We start from the raw sequence: 20,478 nt of genomic DNA on the forward strand, positions 1-20,478 counted from the left end.
ACAATCAGATCCACACATCATGGAGGGAGAATGGATATGCCAAGTGCAGTAAAAACCAGCGCTTCATTAATCACCGCAATTTTAGTAGGAACATCGTTAACGGGATGTACAGGGGGAAACAGCACGTCCGGCGGCGCCGCCAGTTCGGATAAGCCAGTTGAATTAACGTATTGGGACGGCGCATTTAACACAAATACGCCGGCTATCGTGAAAAAATTCGAGGAAAAATACCCGAATATCAAAATCAAAGTTCAAACTTTCCCTGATGCCGGGATGTCCGATAAATATTTGCTTGCCTTAAAACAAAAAAACGGTCCGGATTTGATGGATATGGCTGTCGACTGGGTCACCCCGTTTGCCGCAACGGGCGGATTGGTAGCTTTGGATGACTATATTAAAAAAGACAATGTAGACCTGAAAGATTTTTATGACGGCGCGATCTCGGTAACCAAGGTGAACGACAAGATGTATGCGTTGCCTTACCGTTCGGAAACACATGGGCTGATTTATAACAAAAAGTTATTTGACGCTGCCGGGATCGACTCGAAAAAAGGGCCTGAAAACTGGAATCAGGTGCTCGAGCAAACGCAGAAATTAACGAAAGGCGACACTTTCGGCATCGCGCTTCCGGGAACTAACGTCGGCAACGTAACAACGCAGCTCTTCAACATGATTCAATCCAACGGAGGCAGCGTTCTGAATAAAGACAACACGAAGTCGGCGCTGACGGAACCGGCGGCAATGGAAATGGCCAAGCTTTATGTAGAGCTGTTCACGAAATATAAAGTTGTTCCCAACAGCATGCTGCAAAATGACAATATCGCCAACCGCAACTTGTTCGCTAATGACAAGGTGGGCATGTACATGTCAGGCATTTACGATATCGATCCTATCAAACAAGCCAATGCTAACGCCCAGTTAGGTGTCGCTATGGTACCTGCCAATAAAGACAGAAAAACCATTCTGGGAGGCTGGGCGGTCGGTGTGACCACAGCAAGTAAAAATCAGGAAGCTGCGTGGAAGTTTATTCAATTTATTTCCCAACCGGATATTTCCGCAGAATATAGCGTAACTTTCTCGTCCAGAAAATCGGCGGCTAATAACCCGAAATACCAGGATCCGCTTGTCAAACCGCTGCTGGATGCACTGGTTTACGCGCAGCCGCTGCCGCAAATTCCTCAATGGAATCAAATCAAACAAATCATTTTTGACAACTTGCAAACGGCATTAAGCGGAAAATCAACAACAGAAGATGCGATGAACCTGGCGTCAAAGGCCATCGACGAGCTGCTTAGCAAAAAATAACTTCAGCTTCAGTCTCCTTTTGCGGAAATATGCGCTTCAGGCACAACTTCTGCAAGAGGAGACCCCTCGCTCAAAGAAAATCAGACCCGAGCGGAACGAAAGAGGTGCACACATTAACGTATGAATAAGCTAAGCCGCAACCCCGGATTATTTTATGTTTTGCCGGCCGTTTTAGCGATTGCCTGTGTCATGGTTTTCCCCCTCATTTATACCTTTGTGGTGGGATTTAATAAGACCGATATTTACAGCGATGAATGGAAGTTTGTCGGGTTAACTCAATATGTCGAATTGTTTCATAATCCCGAGTTTTTGTCTTCGATCCATCATACTTTTATTTGGACCGTTTCCAGCGTCACATTCCAATTCCTTGTTGGATTTATGGCGGCGGTAATCATTAACCAAGATTTTATCAAAATGAAATGGTTGATCCGTATCCTGCTCATGATCCCTTGGGTACTGCCCAGCGTTATCAGCGTGAACATATGGAAATGGCTTTACCATCCTGATTTTGGCTATATCAACTATGCCCTGAAGGCAATGGGCATTGCAACATCCGGCATCAATTGGGTGGCCGACGAACGTTACGCGATGCTCTCCGCGGTAATCGTGAATGTATGGAAGATGTTCCCGCTTGTCATGCTGATGATCGAAGCGTCGCTGCAATCCGTGCCCAACGAGCTGAAGGATGCCGCCAAAGTGGACGGAGCTACCGGAATTAAAGAATTTTTTACCGTCACGGTGCCTCATGTGGCTTCAACATGTTATACGATCATCCTGCTGCTCATCATCTGGACATTAAACGCCTTTACGTTTATTTTCGTTCTGACCGGCGGCGGCCCTGCTAACAGTACACAAGTATTATCGATGTTCATCTATAAAACCGCATTCCAAAATTACGATTTTGGCATGGCCGGAGCGGCCAGCGTCGTGTTATTTATTATCACCGCCGTGCTCAGTGTGATTTATATGAAATTTGTTATGAAAGGAGGGGAAAAGAGATAATGAACCAGAAAACAGGCGGTCTCAAAACAAGAATGCTGTTCAGTTACCTGTTTTTACTCGTGCTCGTTATCTTCAGTTTGTTTCCTGCGTTGTGGATGTTTATTACTTCCATTAAAACGTCAAGCGAAAACTTTACGATCCCTCCCAGACTCATTGTCGAAAACCCTACGATCGCAAACTATTCCCGAGTGATATTCGAAAGTCAAATTCCGCGGGCATTTCTGAACAGCGTTATTGTCACGATTTGCGCTACGGCTTTGACATTGGTGGTGGCGATTCTTGCGGGTTACGGATTTTCAAGATATAAATTCAGAGGATCGCGGCTGTTGTCATCGGGGTTATTATACGGACAAATGATGCCGGGTGTCGTTATTATCATCCCATTATACATGGTTTTCAGCAAAATCCATCTGACCGATACGTATTTGTCGCTTATTATTGCCGATTTGGCCATTACAGTTCCCATGTCGGTCATTATGCTTCGCTCGTTTCTTGAGACCATTCCCAAAGAATTAGAAGAAGCTGCCAAAATCGACGGCTGCAGCAATCTGGGCGCGCTTGTCCGCATTATTCTTCCGGTTTCGCTGCCTGGCATTATCGCAGTTAGCGTATACGCCTTCTTAAATATTTGGGAAGAATTTTTATTTGCGCTGAACCTGACCAACTCGGATACCGTCCGCACACTCCCGATTGCCATCAACAACTTTAGCGGGGAGTTTGTGATCGACTGGGGAGCGATGATGGGCGCTTCGATGGTGGTTTCAGTTCCTGTCTTGTTAGTCTTCCTGTTGTGCAACAAGTTTTTTGTCAAAGGTTTATCGGACGGTTCGGTGAAAGGCTGATCATTTTTTTAATCAGGAAATTAGGGGGTTGTCAAAAATGGCTGAATCCAAACATATACTGATTACCGGGGCTAATCGCGGCTTAGGTTACCAATTAACTTTAGAAGCTGTAAGCCGCGGACATATGGTTTACGCGGGTGTCCGCTCTCTTGCTGCACCGTCCCCGCTGCTGGACGAGCTGGAGCGGAAATATCCCGGCCAGATTCGCAAAGTGGAGCTGGATGCAGCCGACATGAGTTCGATTCGCCGTGCTGCCGAAGAGCTCGGTAACTTAACTCCTGCTCTGGACTGCGTCATCAATAATGCCGCAGTTCTGCTGGAGAAAGAAAAAACGCTGGAAGAGCTTGATTTTGACCAGCTCCGCATGAGCTTCGAAATCAATACATTTGGTCCTATGTACATCATTCAGCAATTATTGCCGCTTATTTATAAGGGCAGCGATCAGACCATCATTAATATCTCTTCGGAAGCAGGCACAATCATCAACGCTTTCAGTACAAATTATGCATACAGTATGTCCAAAACGGCATTAAATATGTTCTCGGAACGGCTGCGTCATTATGTGAAGGATCGGGGCATTGAAGTGTATGCCGTGCATCCCGGCTGGATGAAAACGGACATGGGGGGAGAAGATGCTCCCGCAGAACCGCTGGATACGGCCAGAGGCGTCCTAAATATCATCGACAAAAAAGTGACGATCACAAGCAAGATCGCATTTATCAATCATTTGGGCAAACCGATGCCATTATGACAAAAGCCCGCCTTTCATACGCAAAACAAAAGGAATGAGATCATGCGCGAGTTAAACGTTGCTTTAATCGGATACAATTTTATGGGAAAAGCTCACAGCTATGCTATAGGAAATGCCGCGTTTTTTTTCCAGCATCAAGTCAAACCTGTTAAAAAGGTCATCGTTGGGCGTACGGAAAGCTTGCTGCGCAAAGCGGCTGAAGAATTTGGGTGGCAGGAATATGCAACCGATTGGAAAGAAGTAATCGGCAGAGACGACATCGATCTTGTCTGCATTGCTACACCGACGTCTTCGCACAAGGAGATCGCAATTGCCGCCGCAAAAGCCGGAAAGCATATTTTATGCGAAAAGCCGCTCGGAATGAATGCTGCGGAAGCAAAGGAAATGTGGGAAGCCGCAAATGCTTCGGGTGTCATTCATATGATAGGCCACAACTATCGCAGAGTGCCCGCCATCGCGCTGGCGAAAAAGCTAATCGATGACGGAAAAATCGGGGATATTTACCATTTTCGCGGAGTTTATCTTCAGGATTGGCTGTCGGATGAACATGCGCCGATGAGCTGGAGATTGGATAAACGGATCGCAGGCTCCGGACCGCATGGAGATTTGAATGCGCATCTGATCGATTTGGCCAGATATTTAGTCGGCGATATAAGCCAAGTCATAGGGATGGAAAAAACGTTTGTAACGAAGCGGCCAAAGTTGGCTGATGAGAACCAGCACCGGTCGGCCTCGCCGATCCAGCTTGATGATGTGACTGTCGACGATACCACATCGTTTCTAGCGAAATTCAATCATGGCGCGTTAGGCACGTTTGAAGCGTCGCGGATGGCTAGCGGAAGGAAAAATCACGAGCGAATCGAAATCAACGGCAGTAAAGGAACTTTGGCGTTTAACTTTGAACGAATGAATGAGCTGGAATACTGGTCCAAAGATGACGATCTTGAAGTGCAAGGGTTCAGGACGATCTTGGCAACGGAAGAGGTTCATCCGTATATTCATGCCTGGTGGCCGCCAGGTCATGCGCTTGGTTACCAGAACACGTTTGTGAATCAGTTTGCCGATTTTATTCAGGCCATAATAACGAAAGATCAAATTCAGCCGAATTTTTACGACGGCTGGATGTGCAATAAAGTGCTTGATGCAGTAAGCAAATCGATCGACACTTTAACTTGGGAATACATAAGGTAATTGCGAACGGAGGACCTTTTAATGTCAGATAGTTTCGAAACGGCGTTACAGCATGTAAATACAAATTCAAGACCGTCCGAGCTTAAAATAACCGACATGCGATTTGTGGATTTAGCCGGTGCGCCCATGCATTGCACGCTCGTCAAAATATATACCAATCAGGGTATCACCGGAATCGGGGAGCTGCGCGACTTCGGAAGCCGCACCTACGCAGCGATGCTGAAAGGCCGTTTGCTGGGTGAAAATCCATGTAATGTAGACAAGCTGTTTCGCCGAATCAAGCAGTTCATGGGAACAGGGAGACAAGCGGGCGGCGCCGCAGGTATCGAAATTGCGCTTTGGGACCTCGCAGGCAAGGCCTATGGCGTTCCCGTATATCAGATGCTTGGCGGCAAATTCCGCGATGCGGCTCGTGTATACTGTGATCTGGGGGTCAATACGCCGGGGCTTCAAGGCGACGGCTATTCGATGGGAAGACGGCTCAAAAAGTTTGCCGATGAAGGCGGATATACGATGGTCAAAGCGGTTCTGGGAGTCGAAAGCCTTCAGGCGCTTTATCCGGACGAAGAACTGATTTCCGCACCCGGCAACTATGTAGAGGAGCTCCGCCAGGCGGGCCAATACAACTTCGATTTCATTAAAAACCGCCGTCATACGCCATACGGTCCGGAATTTCAGAAACGCAACAGGGCTTATGATATCGTCAATACCCAATCTCCGTATACGATGTTCCGGATGACCGAACGTGGTCTGGACAGGTATGAAGAAGAAGTCGCACATATGCGGGAAGTGCTTGGTTATAAAATGCCGCTGGCGATTGATCATCTCGGTTATCTTCATTTTGAAGACGCCGTACGTTTGCTGCGCCGGTTGGAAAAATACAATTTATTGTGGGCTGAAGATATGCTCCCATGCACATACACGGAGGAATATGTCCGCTTAAGACAGTTAACGTCCACTCCATTGGCAACGGGTGAAGATCTGACCACATTGGAAAGCTTTGAACCTCTGATTTTCAATAAAGCGGTGCCGATCATCCATCCTGACATTTGCTCCTCCGGCATTTATGAGACCAAAAAGATCGGCGACTTGGCCCAGCGCCATAACATAGCGATGGCCATGCATATGTGCGAAACGCCGGTTGCGGCGCTGGCTACTGCTCATATGGGCGTTGCGACCGAAAATTTCATCGCAACCGAATTTAACGCGCCGGATGTTCCTTGGTGGAACGATATTATAACAGGTTTTGGCGGCGACGTGATCAAAAACGGTTTTATTCATCTGACCGATAAACCCGGCCTTGGATTCGACGACATCAACGATGAAGTAATTAAAGATCACTTAATGCCGGGATTTCCCGACATGTGGGCTTCCACCGAGCATTGGAATTCGGAGTACTCCAACGATCGCTTGTTCAGTTAATTTGAACTTATTATATAATCCGGAGGTTATGGAAAATGTATAAACGGATCGGTCATACGGCATATAACGTATTGGATATGGAACAATCGCTTCATTTTTACAGAGACATTCTTGGATTTCAGCAAGTATTCGAATTAAAGAACGATAAAGACGAGCCATGGATCATCTATCTGAAAGTCGTTGACAAGCAGTTTATCGAGCTGTTTTACGGCGGCAAGCAGGGAGCCGACAACGACACCAAGGTCGTGAAGGGCTATAATCACTTGTGCTTGGAAGTAAACGACATCCAGGAGATTGCGCAGCATTTAAGAAGCAAAGGAGTTGCTCTTGATGTCGAGCCGAAAATGGGCAAAGATACAAACTGGCAGTGCTGGGTCAGAGACCCCGACGGCAATCGCATCGAATTTATGCAGCTGAGCCCGGAATCTCCCCAGTCACAATTTTAAAAAATTGTAACAGAGAACACTCTGTCATTGAGTTATATTGCTGAAGAGCTTGAGCGGATGCCGTTCAAGCTTTTTGCATTCCGAAAAAGAGTTATTGCGGCCGGAACATATCCAGAAAAAGGTTGCCGTTACATGTAACTTCTGCTAAGATAATCAAGACTTATTAAATTGATTTAATAAGTTCGCCGCATATTTTGAAGAAAGGCTTGGATCTGCATGACGAATCTACCACTCATTTATCGTATCCGCGCAGGTCTCATCATGATGGGAAGCGCCACAAAAGCGGAGCTCAGCCAGCGGTTAGGGATCAGTTTCCCGACGATCAGCAAATTTATGGCCCAGATGGAGCAGGACGGAGAGATCCGTTATACAGGCGATGACGATTCCAGCGGGGGCAGAAGGGCGAAGCGTTATACCTATGACCCGGAATATATGCTGGGGCTTGCTATTTTTATCGAGAAAAACGAGACAAATTATTCGATATTTAATTGTATCGGCGAGGTCAAAGAGCAGGGGACCCAACCAAGCGTTCTACAGCAAGATGTGCAGCTGCTGGCAGACCTTATTGAGACGCTGATTGAGAAATATCCGAGGCTTCGATCGATCGCGATCGGAGTGCCCGGCGCCGTTAACAATGGAAAAATTATTTATATCCCGCCATACCAGCAATTCCTTGACTATGATTTAAAAGGGGAGTTCGAAGGCCGATTCCAAATCCCGGTTGTGGTCGAAAATGATATGAACGCATCGGTGCTTGGTTATGCGTCCAACTTCGAGCTGGAGAATGAATCGCTCGTTTATTTGTATTTTGGCCAGAACGGGCCGGGTTCCGGCATTATGATCAATGGCGATGTCGTGAGGGGCAGCACATCGTTCTCGGGTGAAATTTCTTTCGTACCCCAAAACGAGCGGCAATCTTTCCTGCAGGCGCTGCAGCTGGAAGAGGGCGATCGCCGGGGTATCTTAACCGGCGACAACCGGATCGATGCCGTCGCCCGTTTAATTGCCACATTCGCTGCGATCCTTAACCCACGCGCAGTCGTTTTTTGCGATGACGAGGTGGATGAAGCGCTTCTGGCAAAGATTGCAGAGCGCAGCGCGGCATATATTCCGCAAGAACATTTGCCTATTCTTATGATGAGCAATTGGAAACATGATTATTTGACCGGCTTGCAGCATCTGGCTTTGAATCTGATGATTACGGAATTCCGCTAGAGAAATAAACCTATGCAGTTAAAGACCGTAGAACGAGGTGTAACATGGCTACCCTGTTTTTAGCTATTATTTATTTGGCTTTTATTAGCCTGGGCATTCCGGATTCTCTGCTTGGATCGGCATGGCCCGTGATGCGGCCGGATATGAATGCTTCTTTTGGCTTCGCGGGGATATTATCGATGATTGTCGCTGCAGGAACGATCGTATCCAGTCTGGCAAGCGGAAGTTTGGTTCAGCGAATGGGAACGGGGAAGATCACGCTGATCAGCTGCTGTCTGACTGCAGGAGCGCTGCTTGGATTTTCGATGTCGCCTTCGCTGCTCTGGCTTGTGTTTTTGGCGATTCCTCTAGGGCTGGGCGGAGGTGCCATTGACGCTGCGCTTAATCATTATGTGGCTGAAAACTACAAGGCCCACCACATGAATTGGCTGCACTGCTTTTGGGGTGTAGGGGCAACGATGGGCCCGATTATTATGTCTTATTTTATTGCCGAACATCACTCATGGAGAGATGGATATTGGACGGTATCGATCATCCAGTTCACGCTAGCGGTGATATTATTTGTTACTCTCCCTTTATGGAAACGTATCGCCGCAATCAAGGAAGCCGAACGCCGCAATGATGAGGTTGCAGAAGACTATTCCGGATCCGAGAAGATGCAGCCCGAAGGCAGCTTTAAGGTTAATGTGCTCCAGATAAAGGGAGTTAAGCCAACACTCATCGCATTTTTGTTTTATTGCGGAGTTGAATCCACTGTCGGATTATGGGGCGCCAGCTATCTGGTCAGCGCAAGAAATATAACAGCCGAGACGGCTGCCTGGTGGATATCTTTATATTACGGCGGCATCACGATGGGAAGGTTCATAACCGGTTTTATTACCCTGAAAGTCCACAACCGTGTGTTAATCCGGGGCGGGCAAATGGTTGCCGTCGCCGGCGGGGTCATGCTGCTGCTCCCTCATCCTTCGTTTATGCTTACGGGTCTCATTTTTATCGGACTTGGGCTTGCCCCGATTTTCCCCGGGCTGCTTCATGAAACACCTTCACGTTTTGGACGGGAACATGCCGCAAAATTAATGGGATATCAGATGGCAGTAGCATACACGGGCACCACATTTCTGCCTCCGCTTTTTGGCTTGCTCGCCACACAAACCAGCATAGCCGTATTCCCTTATATTGCGCTTGCGTTTGTTTTGTTTATGATGTTCAGCGTGGAGAAAGTAAATTACATCATGAACAATCTAGCGAAATACAGCAAGGAAAAATAGATCGTAAGAGAACTGCGGCAGCTGCGAAGTGAAATTCGCAGCTGTTTTTTTGCTGCAATGTGCCTGTCGTGCGCATGCAAAAGCGGCAGAACCTTGATGTCAAAAGGTTTTCTGCCTTTTTGACTGGATAAATTTGTATTGACACTTTACAGATCCGTACGCTATGATAACTGTATGGTACAGTTAGAAAGTGAGTGATACATAAGCATGAATATCGGCTCGACCCAGAAGGCTAAATATTTGCACGACATTTTGAAGCAGGAGCTGGAATCAAACAAATATGCCATAGGGGAGAAACTTCCGTCCGTCCGGGATTTATCCACGATGTACAACGTCAACAAAAGCACCGTCGTTACCGTACTCGCGACATTAGCCAGCGAAGGGCTGATCCGCACGGAGGCGGGCAAAGGGGCGTTTGTGCTGGAACCAAAGACGGAGCCAAAGCAAATTGCGGCTTTATTTTTCGATTCGCAGTCCCCGCTGAGAGTAGATACCGAAATTCTCGGTCATATCCAAAGAAACATGAAACCCGGTTATTTTCTGTCGCTCCACGATACGTCCCAGAACTACAAGGTGTTCGAGAATACGATCGCAAGGCTGGTGGAGAGCGGAGTCAAGGCGATTATCGCCATTCCGCCCAAGTTTTATACGCCCGGTCCAAGCGAAGTCGAATATTTGAACCGGCTGCTAGGGGACACGATTCCGCTTGTGTTTATTATCCGCAATATCGAAGGCGTCAATGCCGAATATTTCTCCATGGATTTAAGCAAAGGCATTCAGAAGGCCGTTACCTATTTGAACTCGATCGGCAAAAAGAACATTTGCTTAATCAAACACGACAGTCAGAAGTTCATCGATGAGGAGCTCGCCGGCCTAGAGTTCGCCGCCCAGCAATATAACCTGCAGATCAATCCGAAATATTTGCTCGAATACGACGATAATATTGAGCGGATCGGCAATATATTAGGTTCAATCATTCACGAGGTCGATGCGATTATCGGGCCCGATCATACATTATGTTCGCTGCAGGGCGTTATTCGCGGCACTAGCAAGCAATTTCCCGAGCAGCTTTCGATTGTCGGCATCAACGACGTCGTCTCGCATTATTTCGCGCCGCCGCTTACGTCGATCCGGTTTCCGGTGGAGCATATCGGCGTGAATGCGGTGCAAACGGCGATTGCGCGGATTGAAGGCACGATGCCTCCCGAGCGAATCGTCAAAAATTTTATCCCCGATCTGGTCATTCGGGAGACGTAAGCGGAAGCGATCTATCTGTCCGATTTGGATGTTGCCGAGCAATAACGGCAATTTGCAAATAATATGGAAAAAGAAAGGAGTCCGATATGGTTTCGGCGGCTAGCGCGACAGCACGGAGGAAACGAAACGGCTCGCTCATCAACATGTGGAAGCACAGATATTACTTTCTTCTATTGATGCCGGCGCTCATTTATTTCGTGCTGTTCCATTATGTGCCGATGGCGGGGGTGGTGCTGGCATTTAAAAATTACTCGATCGCCAAAGGCATTTTCGGCAGCGAGTGGGCAGGACTTGAGCATTTCAGACGGCTTTTTGACAGCGCTTCCTTTTACGAAATTTTGAGCAATACGATTCGTATCAGCTTGTACCGGCTGATCTTTGTTTTCATTGCTCCGGTTGTGTTTGCCCTGCTCTTAAACGAGATTCGGGGAACCGGCATCAAGCGGACGGTGCAGACGATTTCGTATTTGCCGCATTTCATCTCCTGGGTCGTGCTTGGCGGCATCATTCAAGAGCTGCTGTCGCCGACGCGAGGCGTCGTCAACTATGTGATCAAGCTGCTTGGAGGCGAGCCGGTCTACTTCCTGGCCGATCCCAACTACTTTCGCGGCGTACTGATCGTGACCGACATCTGGCAGTCGGTCGGGTGGGGGAGCATCATTTATTTATCCGCCATCGCCGGCATTAATCCGGACCAATACGAATCGGCGTCGATCGACGGGGCGTCCAGATGGGATATGATCGGCAAAATCACGCTGCCGTCGATTTTACCGACAATCGTGATCATGTTTATTTTTCAGCTGGGCGGCATTATGAATGCGGGGTTCGATCAAATTTTTAACCTGTATAATCCATCGGTGTATAAGGTTGCCGATATTATCGACACCTACGTGTACCGGATCGGACTGGTCAAGATGGAATACGATTATACGACGGCGGTTGGTTTGTTTAAAAACACGGTTGGCTTCATTTTGGTCGTATTGGCCAATCTCGTCACAAGCCGGGTAAGGGGCGGTGAATATAAGTTATGGTGACAAGGCGCAGATGGACAATTTTTGATGCTGTTAACATCGTGATTATGGCGATGGCCGCCATCTTGTTTTTTTATCCGTTTTGGCAGACGCTTGTACTTTCTTTCTCCGCGCCGGAATACGCTTCCGCCCTTGGCGTCAAGCTGCTGCCAGGTAAAGTAACGCTGGATGCTTACAAGGTCGTGTTTGCTACAAGCAGCATTTACATCGGATATGCCAACACACTGTTCCGTACAGTTGTCGGAACTTGTCTGACCGTTGTCGTCACTTATTGCGCCGCTTATGCATTATCCCGGGAAACGCTGCCTTATCGCAGAATCATTACGTTTTTTATCGTGTTGACGATGTTTTTCCACGGCGGGCTGGTCCCGACCTTTCTGGTGATGAAAAGCTACGGGCTGGTCGGCTCCGTCTTCGCTCTGATTTTACCGGTGATGACCTCGGCCTGGAACATCATCATTACCCGCAATTACGTAGCGTCGATCAACAAGGAGCTGGAGGAGGCGGCGATGGTCGACGGCGCGCATCCGCTGAAAATCGTGTTTCTTGTGATGTTTCCGGTTTCCCTGCCGATCATCTCGGTTATTACAATATGGACTGCGGTATACCATTGGAATGCGTGGTTTGACGCCCTTGTCTATACGAATGGCGAGAAAAATATCGTTTTGCAGCTTGTATTGCGCAGGCTGCTCATCGATACGCAGGCCGAAACAAGCATCATGCAGTCGACCGTGGCGGCGACGACCGGCGCAACGATCAAGGCGGCTACGATTATGGTCGCCATCCTGCCGATCATTTGTATTTACCCGTTTTTGCAAAAGCATTTCACAAAAGGCATCATGGTTGGCTCAGTGAAAGGTTAATCTTGCATTGCTTCAATAATGACAAGTTGGAGGCAAATGTATGAAAAAGGGGAATAGGAATAGGTCCAAACAAACTGCCGTATGCAGTCTGGCGCTGATGATGACCGGCGTGCTTGTACTTTCGGCCTGCAATGCGGACAGTGCAGCGTCTACCCAGAAGACACCCGAGCAGAAGAACGATCCGGCAGCTCTGGTGAAGATCGATATTGTTGCATACCCGCAGGCCGGATTTGCGCCGGTTAACGGCACGGAGACACAGAAATTTCTCGAACAAAAGTTTAATGTGAAATTTAATGTTCTGCCGGTTGATTCGGGCAGCCCGGAGAAGTTTAACCTTTTTTGGGCCCAAGGGGGCAAAGCGGATGTCATTATGGCACGCACCGAATTAAACGATATGATTGATCAGGGTTTGATCAAGGAACTGAACACAGACGAGTTGTACAAACGGATGCCGACCTGGATGAAAAAAATCGACAGTCTCGTCGGTAATCCCGAGTTGACCAAACGGCTGATCACGTACAACGGCAAGTTGTATTCGATTCCGTTCACTCATGGTCCGGTGATGGAAAGCGGCGTGATGATTGCACGCAAAGATTGGATGAAAAATGTCGGGATCGAGAAAGCTCCGACCAACCTGGATGAGTTTGAGCAGCTGCTGAAGGCGTTCACCCTGAACGACCCTGATAAAAACGGCAAAAACGATACGTACGGCATCCACGGCGGGCAGCGTTACCATTTCAATTATGTGTGGGGCGCCTATGGCCTCATGCCCAAAACATTCACGCTGCAAAACGGTAAAATCACCTACACGAGCATTTTGCCCAAATATAAAGAAGCGCTGAAGCTGATCAGCAAATGGTATAAGGCCGGTTATATCGATCCGGAATTTGTCACTGACGACCGGACGAAGCAGCGGGACAAATGGAGCCAAGGCAAGTTTGGGGTGCTCGCCGACAATGCGTTCTGGGCCGATTCCGTGCGCGGAGAAAGCGGTGTTCTGGCGATGGTCGAAGCGAAAAACAAAACCGCCGACTTTATGTTCCTGCCGCCGTTTAAAGGACCGGATGGTCTCGTCGGTTCGTTTGTCGATTTTCCATCACTTCGGGCAGACGGCGCGGTCTATTTCGGCAAAGACGCCTCCGCTCAGGTAGTGAATAAAATGATGGAAATCAAAGAAGCGCTCGCCAGCGACTGGGAGCTGTACAAACGGGTTTATTACGGCGTGGAAGGAACGGATTACACCGTCGAATCCGGCGGTAAAATGACCGTGTCGCCGAAGCTGAACGCCGAAATCATTACCAAAGAAGGCATCGCGCAAACGTGGGGGCTTATGCCAATTACAATCGACTGGATGAGCAAAACGATGACCGAGCGGGACAAAGTCGTACATAGCATGTCGATGGAACAGCCGAAAACGTTCAACGGCAAAGATTTCCCGGTCAGCAGCACCAACAAGGCGCTGAAAAATAAAGGCGAAGACGTATTTAAGCTGGTCGACGAGTTTTACGTCAATGCGATTACCGGTAAGGTGGACATCGATGCTGCGTGGGATAAATATGTCGATTCCGTCAATAAGGCGGGTTTGACCGATATTTTGGCCGAATACCAAACGCTGTACGATCAAAAGAAATAACGGGAGGTATGACAAACGATGCAACGGACGATTGTAATGGACAATATGTGCGGATGGCCTAATTTAACCCAATTCCCGGACGGCAGCCTGATTTCTTCGGTGTTCAACCATCCGAGCCACGGCTTGGCTGAATCGGAGGTCGACTGTTACCGCAGCGTTGACGGGGGATATACGTGGCATTACCACGGGACTCCGGCCAAACATGAGCCGGAAAGAAATCGCATGAATGTCGCCTGCGGGCTCGCGGCAAACGGAGATTTTCTTGTTCTCGCCGGCGGTTGGGACCGGCGCCCGAAGCGCAAGGAGGACGCTCTCCCTTGGAGCGAGTGCAACCGGCTGCCGGCCGTCGTCTGCCGCTCCAACGATCAAGGGAAGACGTTTACGACAACGGCGTTTAACTACAGCATTCCGGGCAACGAAAACGTGCTTGTCCCTTATGGCGATATGTTTATTGTCGAAGGCAATCGCCTTGCTTGTGCTTGCTACACGTGTTCGAAGGATATGAAGTTTACTAAATCGTACATTGTGTTCAGCGATGACGACGGATACACGTGGACCAGCCATGGCGTGATCTCGGAGCAAAATTATCATGAAACCGCGTTGTGGTTTCACGACAGCTTAAATGGGATTGCAATCAGCCGCAAAAATCTGATCGATTACGTGGATCAGTTCGGCACCACGGACGGCGGGAAAACGTGGACCTTCCAGCAGCGGGTTACGATGGCCGGTGTCCATCCCGCTCACGTGACCCGGCTGGATAGCGGATTTTTGCTGATGACATGCGGCATTAGACTGAAAAACAACTGGGGCATCGGCGTTTGCGTCAGCAAAGACGGGGGAGACAGTTGGTCGCGCATGGCAGGGCTGTGCAACTTCGGCCAATTAAGCGACGGCGGTTATCCGGCCACGGTTCAGCTAAGCGATGGTGAGCTGCTTACCCATTATTATGCGAGCGGTGTTCCTTTCCATGAGCGGTATTTCGTCGGGCAAGTGAAGTGGCAGTACTCGGAGCTGTTCTGATGGCTTACATAAACCAAGTGGCAGGTGCGGAAATGGATAATCTCAGCAAATATTTAAAGAAAAGTGTCATTCTGCAAAAATTGCGCCGCAATGAGCTGGTCAACTGTTTGAAGCTGAACGTTTCCAATCAAGCCGCCTTTGAGATTGCCGCGATGTCCGGGATTGACAGCACGTGGGTGTGCCGGGAGCATGTCGCTAACGATTGGGAGATGATTGAACGGTGCAGTGTGGTGGCGAAGCTGTACGGCTGCGATTTGATCGTCAGGGTGGAAAAAGGCAGCTACAGCGACTATGTGAAACCGCTGGAACTGGACGTCACCGGCATTATGGTGCCTCACGTCAAGTCCGGCGAAGAAGCAGCGGAAATCGTTAACAACACACGCTTCTGGCCGCTCGGCAGAAGGGCGTGGGATGGCGGAAACGCCGACGGCAAATATTGCGCAATCGGTACGGAAGAGTATATGAATTACTCCAACTCCGAGAAGCTGATTATCGTGCAAATCGAAAATCCGGAGGGCGTGGAGGCGATCGAGGACATCTGCAGCGTGGATGGCATCGACATGATCTTTTTTGGGCCGGGCGACTTGTCGCAAGCGTACGGCGTGCCGGGACAGCTGACCCACCCGAAGCTGCTGGCAGCAAGAAAGAAGGTCGCGGACTGCGCTTTGCGGCATGGCAAATTTCTCGGCACGGTCACGACACCCGAGATTATCCAAGGCGTTATCGCCGACGGCTACCGCTTCCTGAATATCGGCGCCGACGTGCACGCCTTGCGTGAGTCCTATGGAGCCGCCATCCGCAGCTTCTCCGACTTAAGATAGGGTTTGATTTTTAGATTTTTATCATTTATTATAAAATCAGTTTAGTCGAATAGTTAACGATGTTGAGGAAGAGCAAGTACGTGTCAGTAAGTGGGGTTCAGAGAGTCGGTGGTTGCTGTGAACCGATCCTCACCTGATACCGAATGGGCTTCTGAATCGCTCCGCTGAACGATGAGTAGGTGGTGCCGGGATTCTCTCTCCGTTATCAAGAGAGGAGTATCGTAAGATGTACGACATCTTACCGTACTTTTGAGTGAATCGCATTTTGCGGTTAAAAAGGTGGTACCACGATAACCTCGTCCTTTATTTGGCGAGGTTTTTTTGCATTTCTTAAGGGGGGGATGTCCATGGATGACGGTTGGTGGCGCTTCAGTTCAACGTATAAAAACCAAATGATGAGGAGCATAAAACATGAAAGAACGTATATTAACTGGAGACCGGATCACCGGCAAACTTCACCTTGGGCATTATGTCGGGAGCTTAAAAAACCGGGTAGAACTGCAAGATCAATATGAAACTTACCTTTTGCTGGCGGACGTTCAAGCGCTGACTACCCATTTTGATAAACCGGATTTAATCCAACAAAACCTGCGCCAAGTCGCGTTGGATTATTTATCAGCAGGAATTGACCCGGATCGGGCAACGATTTTTGTGCAATCGTTGATTCCGGAAATTGCGGAGTTGACCGTTTATTTTTCTATGTTTGTGACGGTGAATTCATTACGCCACAATCCGACTATTAAAGCGGAAGCTAAAGAACGTAAATTTGATGATATGTATTACGGATTTCTTGGCTACCCTGTAAGCCAAACGGCGGACATTACCTTTTGTAAGGCGACGCTGGTGCCTGTAGGGGAAGATCAGCTTCCTCATATTGAGCAGTCAAGAAAAATCGTTCGCCGGTTTAATCAGCTTTATCATACAAACGTGCTGTTGGAACCAAAACCGCTTGTCGGCGAAATTCCACGGCTAATCGGTTTAGATGGAAACCAGAAAATGAGCAAAAGCCTCGACAACGCCATTCATTTGGACTCCACACCTGATGAGGTCAGCGAGAAAATAAAAAGGGCGAAGACCGACCCTTCCCGAATCCATGCGACGGATATCGGTCATCCCGATATTTGTCCCATCTATGCTTATCACCAAGCGTTCCGAAAAGAAGAATCCGATGAAATATATGAGAGCTGCAAAAAAGGGCAGATTGGCTGCAAGGAATGCAAGCGACGAATCATTAATGGCATTAATGATATGCTTGATCCGATGAGGGATCGAAGAATAACGTACGAAAACAATCCTAAGCGGCTCGATGAAATTCTTATGTCGGGCACCCAAAAAACACGCCTTCTGGCAAAGGAAACGATGCAGGAAGTGCGCGAAGCGATGAGCATGAACTATTTCTGAAGGTAACAACATGATGACGCACCAATTATACACAGGCGAATCAACAACAGATCAGCGAAATGCCGATCTGCCATCCTTATCAACCGTCAGGTCAACTTCCTGGCGGTTATTTTACTTTTGGTTACCAGGACAAAAATGTACAGTCGTTTGACAAAATCGTGCAGCCTGCCCAGCTTGAAGCGGCGATAGAATTAGATCATCTGCACATACACAGGGGATATGTCAACAATGAGCAAATAAAATCCAAAGGAGGGAGCGACTGATTTTTCCGCTAGTAAAGATGTGTTGACCAATCCGAAGTATGGAGGTTAAACCGATGTTGAAAAAAGCTTTGATGGTATTTCTGGCTTTGATTCTGCTTGCAAGTTTCGAGTTGTTTCCAGCTCCATCCCAAGTGTACGCCAATCTTCAGACTACGTTTACGAACCCGGTAAAATACCACAGAGCGGCGGATCCCGACGTGTTTAAAGCAAGCGACGGCAACTATTATCTCATTCAGACAGAGGGAAGAAAGCAGATTGTTTTGAGAAGAGCCAAATCTATGGTAAACATCATGTATGGCGATCAAAAAACGGTGTACAGTTTCCCCAGCAACGAACATAGCATTTGGGCTCCTGAGATCAGGCAATTTGACGGAGTATGGTACATCTATTACTCCTCCTTGCTGGATAACAACGGAACGGGCACGAGAAGAAACTATGTATTAAAAAATACGTCCGCAGACCCTTTCGCGGGAACATGGACGTATGTCGGCAAAATGACGGATGCCACGGATGAGTTTGCGTTGGACAGCGATGTTTTTCAGGTGAATGGGCAATATTATACCACATGGTCAGGCTGGAACGGCTCCAATCACGATCAGCATCTTTATATTGCCTCCATGAGCAATCCGTATACGATCAACTCGGCCCGCACATTGATCGCAGCGCCAACCCAATCATGGGAAAGAGCTACCGGTGTAGGGATATGTGAAGGTCCCAGCGCATTGGTGAAAAACGGTAACGTATATATCAGCTACTCCGGAAGCCAGAATTCCGCTTATTCCATGGGACTGCTTACAGCCAGCGCCGGCAGCAATTTGCTGGACGCCTCTTCGTGGACTAAGACGGGACCTGTGTTTCAAGCGGCAAACGGCATATCGGCACCGGGGCATAACGGTTGGTTCAAATCAAGCGACGGTACTGAGGATTGGTTTATATTCCATGGCAACAACACCTCCGGCATTCGCAGCCTCCGCATGCAAAAAGTGACCTGGAATGGCAGCACTCCGAATTTTGGAGTTCCCGAAGGTCCAAATACAAGTTTGGCCATCCCGTCAGGGGATAATCCGACAGACCGTTATCAAGCCGAAGATGCCGCGGTTTCCGGAGCTGTAAAAACTACGTTTACGGCTGAAGACGACTTTAATGGATTTTCGGGAACAGGTTATGTGAAATTTGTTAACAATACCGGCGATTCCATTCAGTTTACCGTCACCGCAGCAACGGCAGGGACATATAACTTGTTGTTCCGGTATACCAACGATACCACTTCATCCAAAACTTTAAAACTTACCGTAAATGGAACGGCGGTCAACAACGCCTTGGGTTTTATCTCGACAGGAAACGGTACGGATAATTGGGGAGACCACTATTGGAACTATACACGCTCCACCCAATCCGTTACTTTAAATGCCGGAACCAACACCATCAAGCTGGAGACAAACGGAAATGGCGGTCCCTGGATTGACAGCCTCGTTATTGCTAAATAACATCAATGCCCGCTAAACATTACATTCTTTCGTCGTGCTTGGCGAATTGCTTCGAATAGTGCATGAAAGTAAATAAAATCACAATGGAACGCACATACTTAGTATATCTGGAGTTGTTTTTTCTAGAGGAATATAAATACACATGTCGTCCCTTGGAAGAGCGGCATCGTGTGTTTATGTTCCTTTTTTGATGTTGACATGACACTAAATGGTGTCCTATAATAAAATGTCACCAAAAGGTGTCTAATTGAGAGAGGGAGACGGCGAAATGAACCGCTATCCCTTGGCAATCCTATGTAGGAGAGGGTGTTGTGAGCGAGAACAATCCGTTACGGGATGTATTTGACGCGATTGCAGATCCGACCAGGCGCCGGCTGATTCGTATGCTCGCAGAAGCGGAGGAGATACCGCTTCATGAGTTAACGGCACAGTTTGACATGGGCCGTACGGCAGTATCCAAGCATTTGACCATCCTCAAAGAAGCCGGACTGGTACTTGACCGGAAAGTCGGCAGAGAAACGCGATTTCGGCTAAATGCCTCTCCACTTAGAGAAATTCAAGATTGGGTGGCATTCTACAATAAGTCCTGGAGCACCAATATGCTTCGTCTAAACCAACTATTAGAGGAGGAAGAAATATGAGCTTGGCATTGGCCTTGGACTTTCAGTACACAACATCGATTGAGAAACTTTGGGACGCTATAACCGATTCGAACAAGCTGGCCAAATGGGTGGTCAACATCCATAATGGACAGGCGATGGAAAATGATTTTAAACCCGTCGTTGGACACCATTTTCAGTTCCGTACTCAGCCGTCCGAATGGTGGGATGGAATCATTAACGGCGAGGTGCTGATCGTGGAAGCACCAAACCGTTTGTCTTATACGTGGGCCAGCGGGGGAGAGAAACACACGGTTACCTGGACGCTGCAAGATTTAGGTGACGGCAAGGTTAACCTTCATCTCGATCAAACCGGATTCACAAACCCTCAAGGACTCGAAGGCGCTAAATATGGCTGGAGTAAATGGTGCGGCGAACTGGAAAAGTTGTTGGGACAATAACAGCATCCGCACTCCTGCTTGAACCGAATGAACATAAACCGGCTGCACCTTGCAGCCGGTTTATGTTCATTCAGGGTTTTATCATCTAATTGTAATTTCCTAATTGTCCACGTCTTATACATGCCGAGACGCGGATAAGTTTCAGATGGAAGTTCGACCGCTCTACTTTCTTTGCACGAAATAGTACAATGTGAATAGAG

At 48.2% G+C, this 20,478-nt stretch carries 19 protein-coding genes and 1 other annotated feature; all 19 genes read left to right on the forward strand.

Annotated features, from left to right (window positions below; genetic code table 11):
• Window positions 1–36: 36 nt before the first annotated feature.
• Window positions 37–1,305: an ABC transporter substrate-binding protein gene (locus EYB31_RS12510; RefSeq protein WP_165452380.1), complete on the forward strand. Its 1,269-nt coding sequence runs from the start codon at window positions 37–39 to the stop codon at window positions 1,303–1,305.
• Window positions 1,306–1,425: 120 nt separating this feature from the next.
• The gene (locus EYB31_RS12515; RefSeq protein ID WP_131013673.1) at window positions 1,426–2,307 is read left to right on the forward strand and encodes a carbohydrate ABC transporter permease; all 882 of its coding nucleotides are present in this window, start codon (window positions 1,426–1,428) and stop codon (window positions 2,305–2,307) included.
• Window positions 2,307–3,149, forward strand: coding sequence for a carbohydrate ABC transporter permease (locus EYB31_RS12520; protein ID WP_131013674.1), 843 nt, complete (start codon window positions 2,307–2,309; stop codon window positions 3,147–3,149). Before EYB31_RS12515 ends, EYB31_RS12520 begins: the two co-directional genes overlap by 1 nt.
• A gap of 37 nt (window positions 3,150–3,186) precedes the next feature.
• The gene (locus EYB31_RS12525) at window positions 3,187–3,900 is read left to right on the forward strand and encodes an SDR family NAD(P)-dependent oxidoreductase (protein WP_131013675.1); all 714 of its coding nucleotides are present in this window, start codon (window positions 3,187–3,189) and stop codon (window positions 3,898–3,900) included.
• A 42-nt stretch (window positions 3,901–3,942) separates the two neighbouring features.
• On the forward strand, window positions 3,943–5,091 hold the full coding sequence (locus tag EYB31_RS12530) for a Gfo/Idh/MocA family protein (RefSeq protein ID WP_131013676.1): 1,149 nt from the start codon (window positions 3,943–3,945) through the stop codon (window positions 5,089–5,091).
• A gap of 21 nt (window positions 5,092–5,112) precedes the next feature.
• Window positions 5,113–6,513 carry a mandelate racemase/muconate lactonizing enzyme family protein gene (locus EYB31_RS12535; protein WP_131013677.1) on the forward strand — a complete coding sequence of 467 codons (1,401 nt, stop codon included), beginning with the start codon at window positions 5,113–5,115 and terminating at the stop codon, window positions 6,511–6,513.
• Window positions 6,514–6,548: 35 nt separating this feature from the next.
• Window positions 6,549–6,959 carry a VOC family protein gene (locus tag EYB31_RS12540; RefSeq protein WP_131013678.1) on the forward strand — a complete coding sequence of 137 codons (411 nt, stop codon included), beginning with the start codon at window positions 6,549–6,551 and terminating at the stop codon, window positions 6,957–6,959.
• 216 nt (window positions 6,960–7,175) lie between these two features.
• Entirely contained in the window at window positions 7,176–8,174 is a 999-nt protein-coding gene (locus tag EYB31_RS12545; protein WP_131013679.1) for an ROK family protein, read from the forward strand.
• A gap of 44 nt (window positions 8,175–8,218) precedes the next feature.
• Window positions 8,219–9,442, forward strand: coding sequence for an MFS transporter (locus EYB31_RS12550; protein ID WP_131013680.1), 1,224 nt, complete (start codon window positions 8,219–8,221; stop codon window positions 9,440–9,442).
• Between the two features lie 207 nt (window positions 9,443–9,649).
• A complete protein-coding gene (locus EYB31_RS12555; protein WP_131013681.1) occupies window positions 9,650–10,699 on the forward strand; it encodes a GntR family transcriptional regulator in 1,050 nt (349 codons plus the stop codon).
• Between the two features lie 143 nt (window positions 10,700–10,842).
• A complete protein-coding gene (locus EYB31_RS12560; RefSeq protein WP_240762371.1) occupies window positions 10,843–11,733 on the forward strand; it encodes an ABC transporter permease in 891 nt (296 codons plus the stop codon).
• Window positions 11,727–12,593 carry a carbohydrate ABC transporter permease gene (locus EYB31_RS12565; protein ID WP_131013683.1) on the forward strand — a complete coding sequence of 289 codons (867 nt, stop codon included), beginning with the start codon at window positions 11,727–11,729 and terminating at the stop codon, window positions 12,591–12,593. The genes EYB31_RS12560 and EYB31_RS12565 overlap by 7 nt, the downstream gene beginning before the upstream one ends.
• Before the next feature lie 40 nt (window positions 12,594–12,633).
• Window positions 12,634–14,226: a type 2 periplasmic-binding domain-containing protein gene (locus tag EYB31_RS12570; protein ID WP_131013684.1), complete on the forward strand. Its 1,593-nt coding sequence runs from the start codon at window positions 12,634–12,636 to the stop codon at window positions 14,224–14,226.
• An 18-nt stretch (window positions 14,227–14,244) separates the two neighbouring features.
• Window positions 14,245–15,246, forward strand: coding sequence for a sialidase family protein (locus tag EYB31_RS12575; RefSeq protein WP_131013685.1), 1,002 nt, complete (start codon window positions 14,245–14,247; stop codon window positions 15,244–15,246).
• Window positions 15,246–16,067: an HpcH/HpaI aldolase family protein gene (locus EYB31_RS12580; RefSeq protein ID WP_131013686.1), complete on the forward strand. Its 822-nt coding sequence runs from the start codon at window positions 15,246–15,248 to the stop codon at window positions 16,065–16,067. Before EYB31_RS12575 ends, EYB31_RS12580 begins: the two co-directional genes overlap by 1 nt.
• Before the next feature lie 53 nt (window positions 16,068–16,120).
• Window positions 16,121–16,374, forward strand: a binding site (T-box leader).
• A 104-nt stretch (window positions 16,375–16,478) separates the two neighbouring features.
• Entirely contained in the window at window positions 16,479–17,468 is a 990-nt protein-coding gene (gene trpS / locus EYB31_RS12585) for a tryptophan--tRNA ligase (RefSeq protein ID WP_131013687.1), read from the forward strand.
• 316 nt (window positions 17,469–17,784) lie between these two features.
• Complete coding sequence (locus tag EYB31_RS12590; RefSeq protein WP_165452381.1) at window positions 17,785–19,218, forward strand: family 43 glycosylhydrolase; 1,434 nt, start codon at window positions 17,785–17,787, stop codon at window positions 19,216–19,218.
• Window positions 19,219–19,529: 311 nt separating this feature from the next.
• Window positions 19,530–19,859 (forward strand): ArsR/SmtB family transcription factor, encoded by a 330-nt coding sequence (locus tag EYB31_RS12595; protein WP_131013689.1) that lies wholly within the window; start codon window positions 19,530–19,532, stop codon window positions 19,857–19,859.
• Complete coding sequence (locus EYB31_RS12600; RefSeq protein ID WP_131013690.1) at window positions 19,856–20,278, forward strand: SRPBCC family protein; 423 nt, start codon at window positions 19,856–19,858, stop codon at window positions 20,276–20,278. The genes EYB31_RS12595 and EYB31_RS12600 overlap by 4 nt, the downstream gene beginning before the upstream one ends.
• The last annotated feature ends 200 nt before the right edge of the window (window positions 20,279–20,478 follow it).

It is taken from the genome of Paenibacillus thalictri, assembly GCF_004307995.1.
In the GTDB taxonomy this organism is placed as follows: Bacteria; Bacillota; Bacilli; order Paenibacillales; family NBRC-103111; genus Paenibacillus_AF; species Paenibacillus_AF thalictri.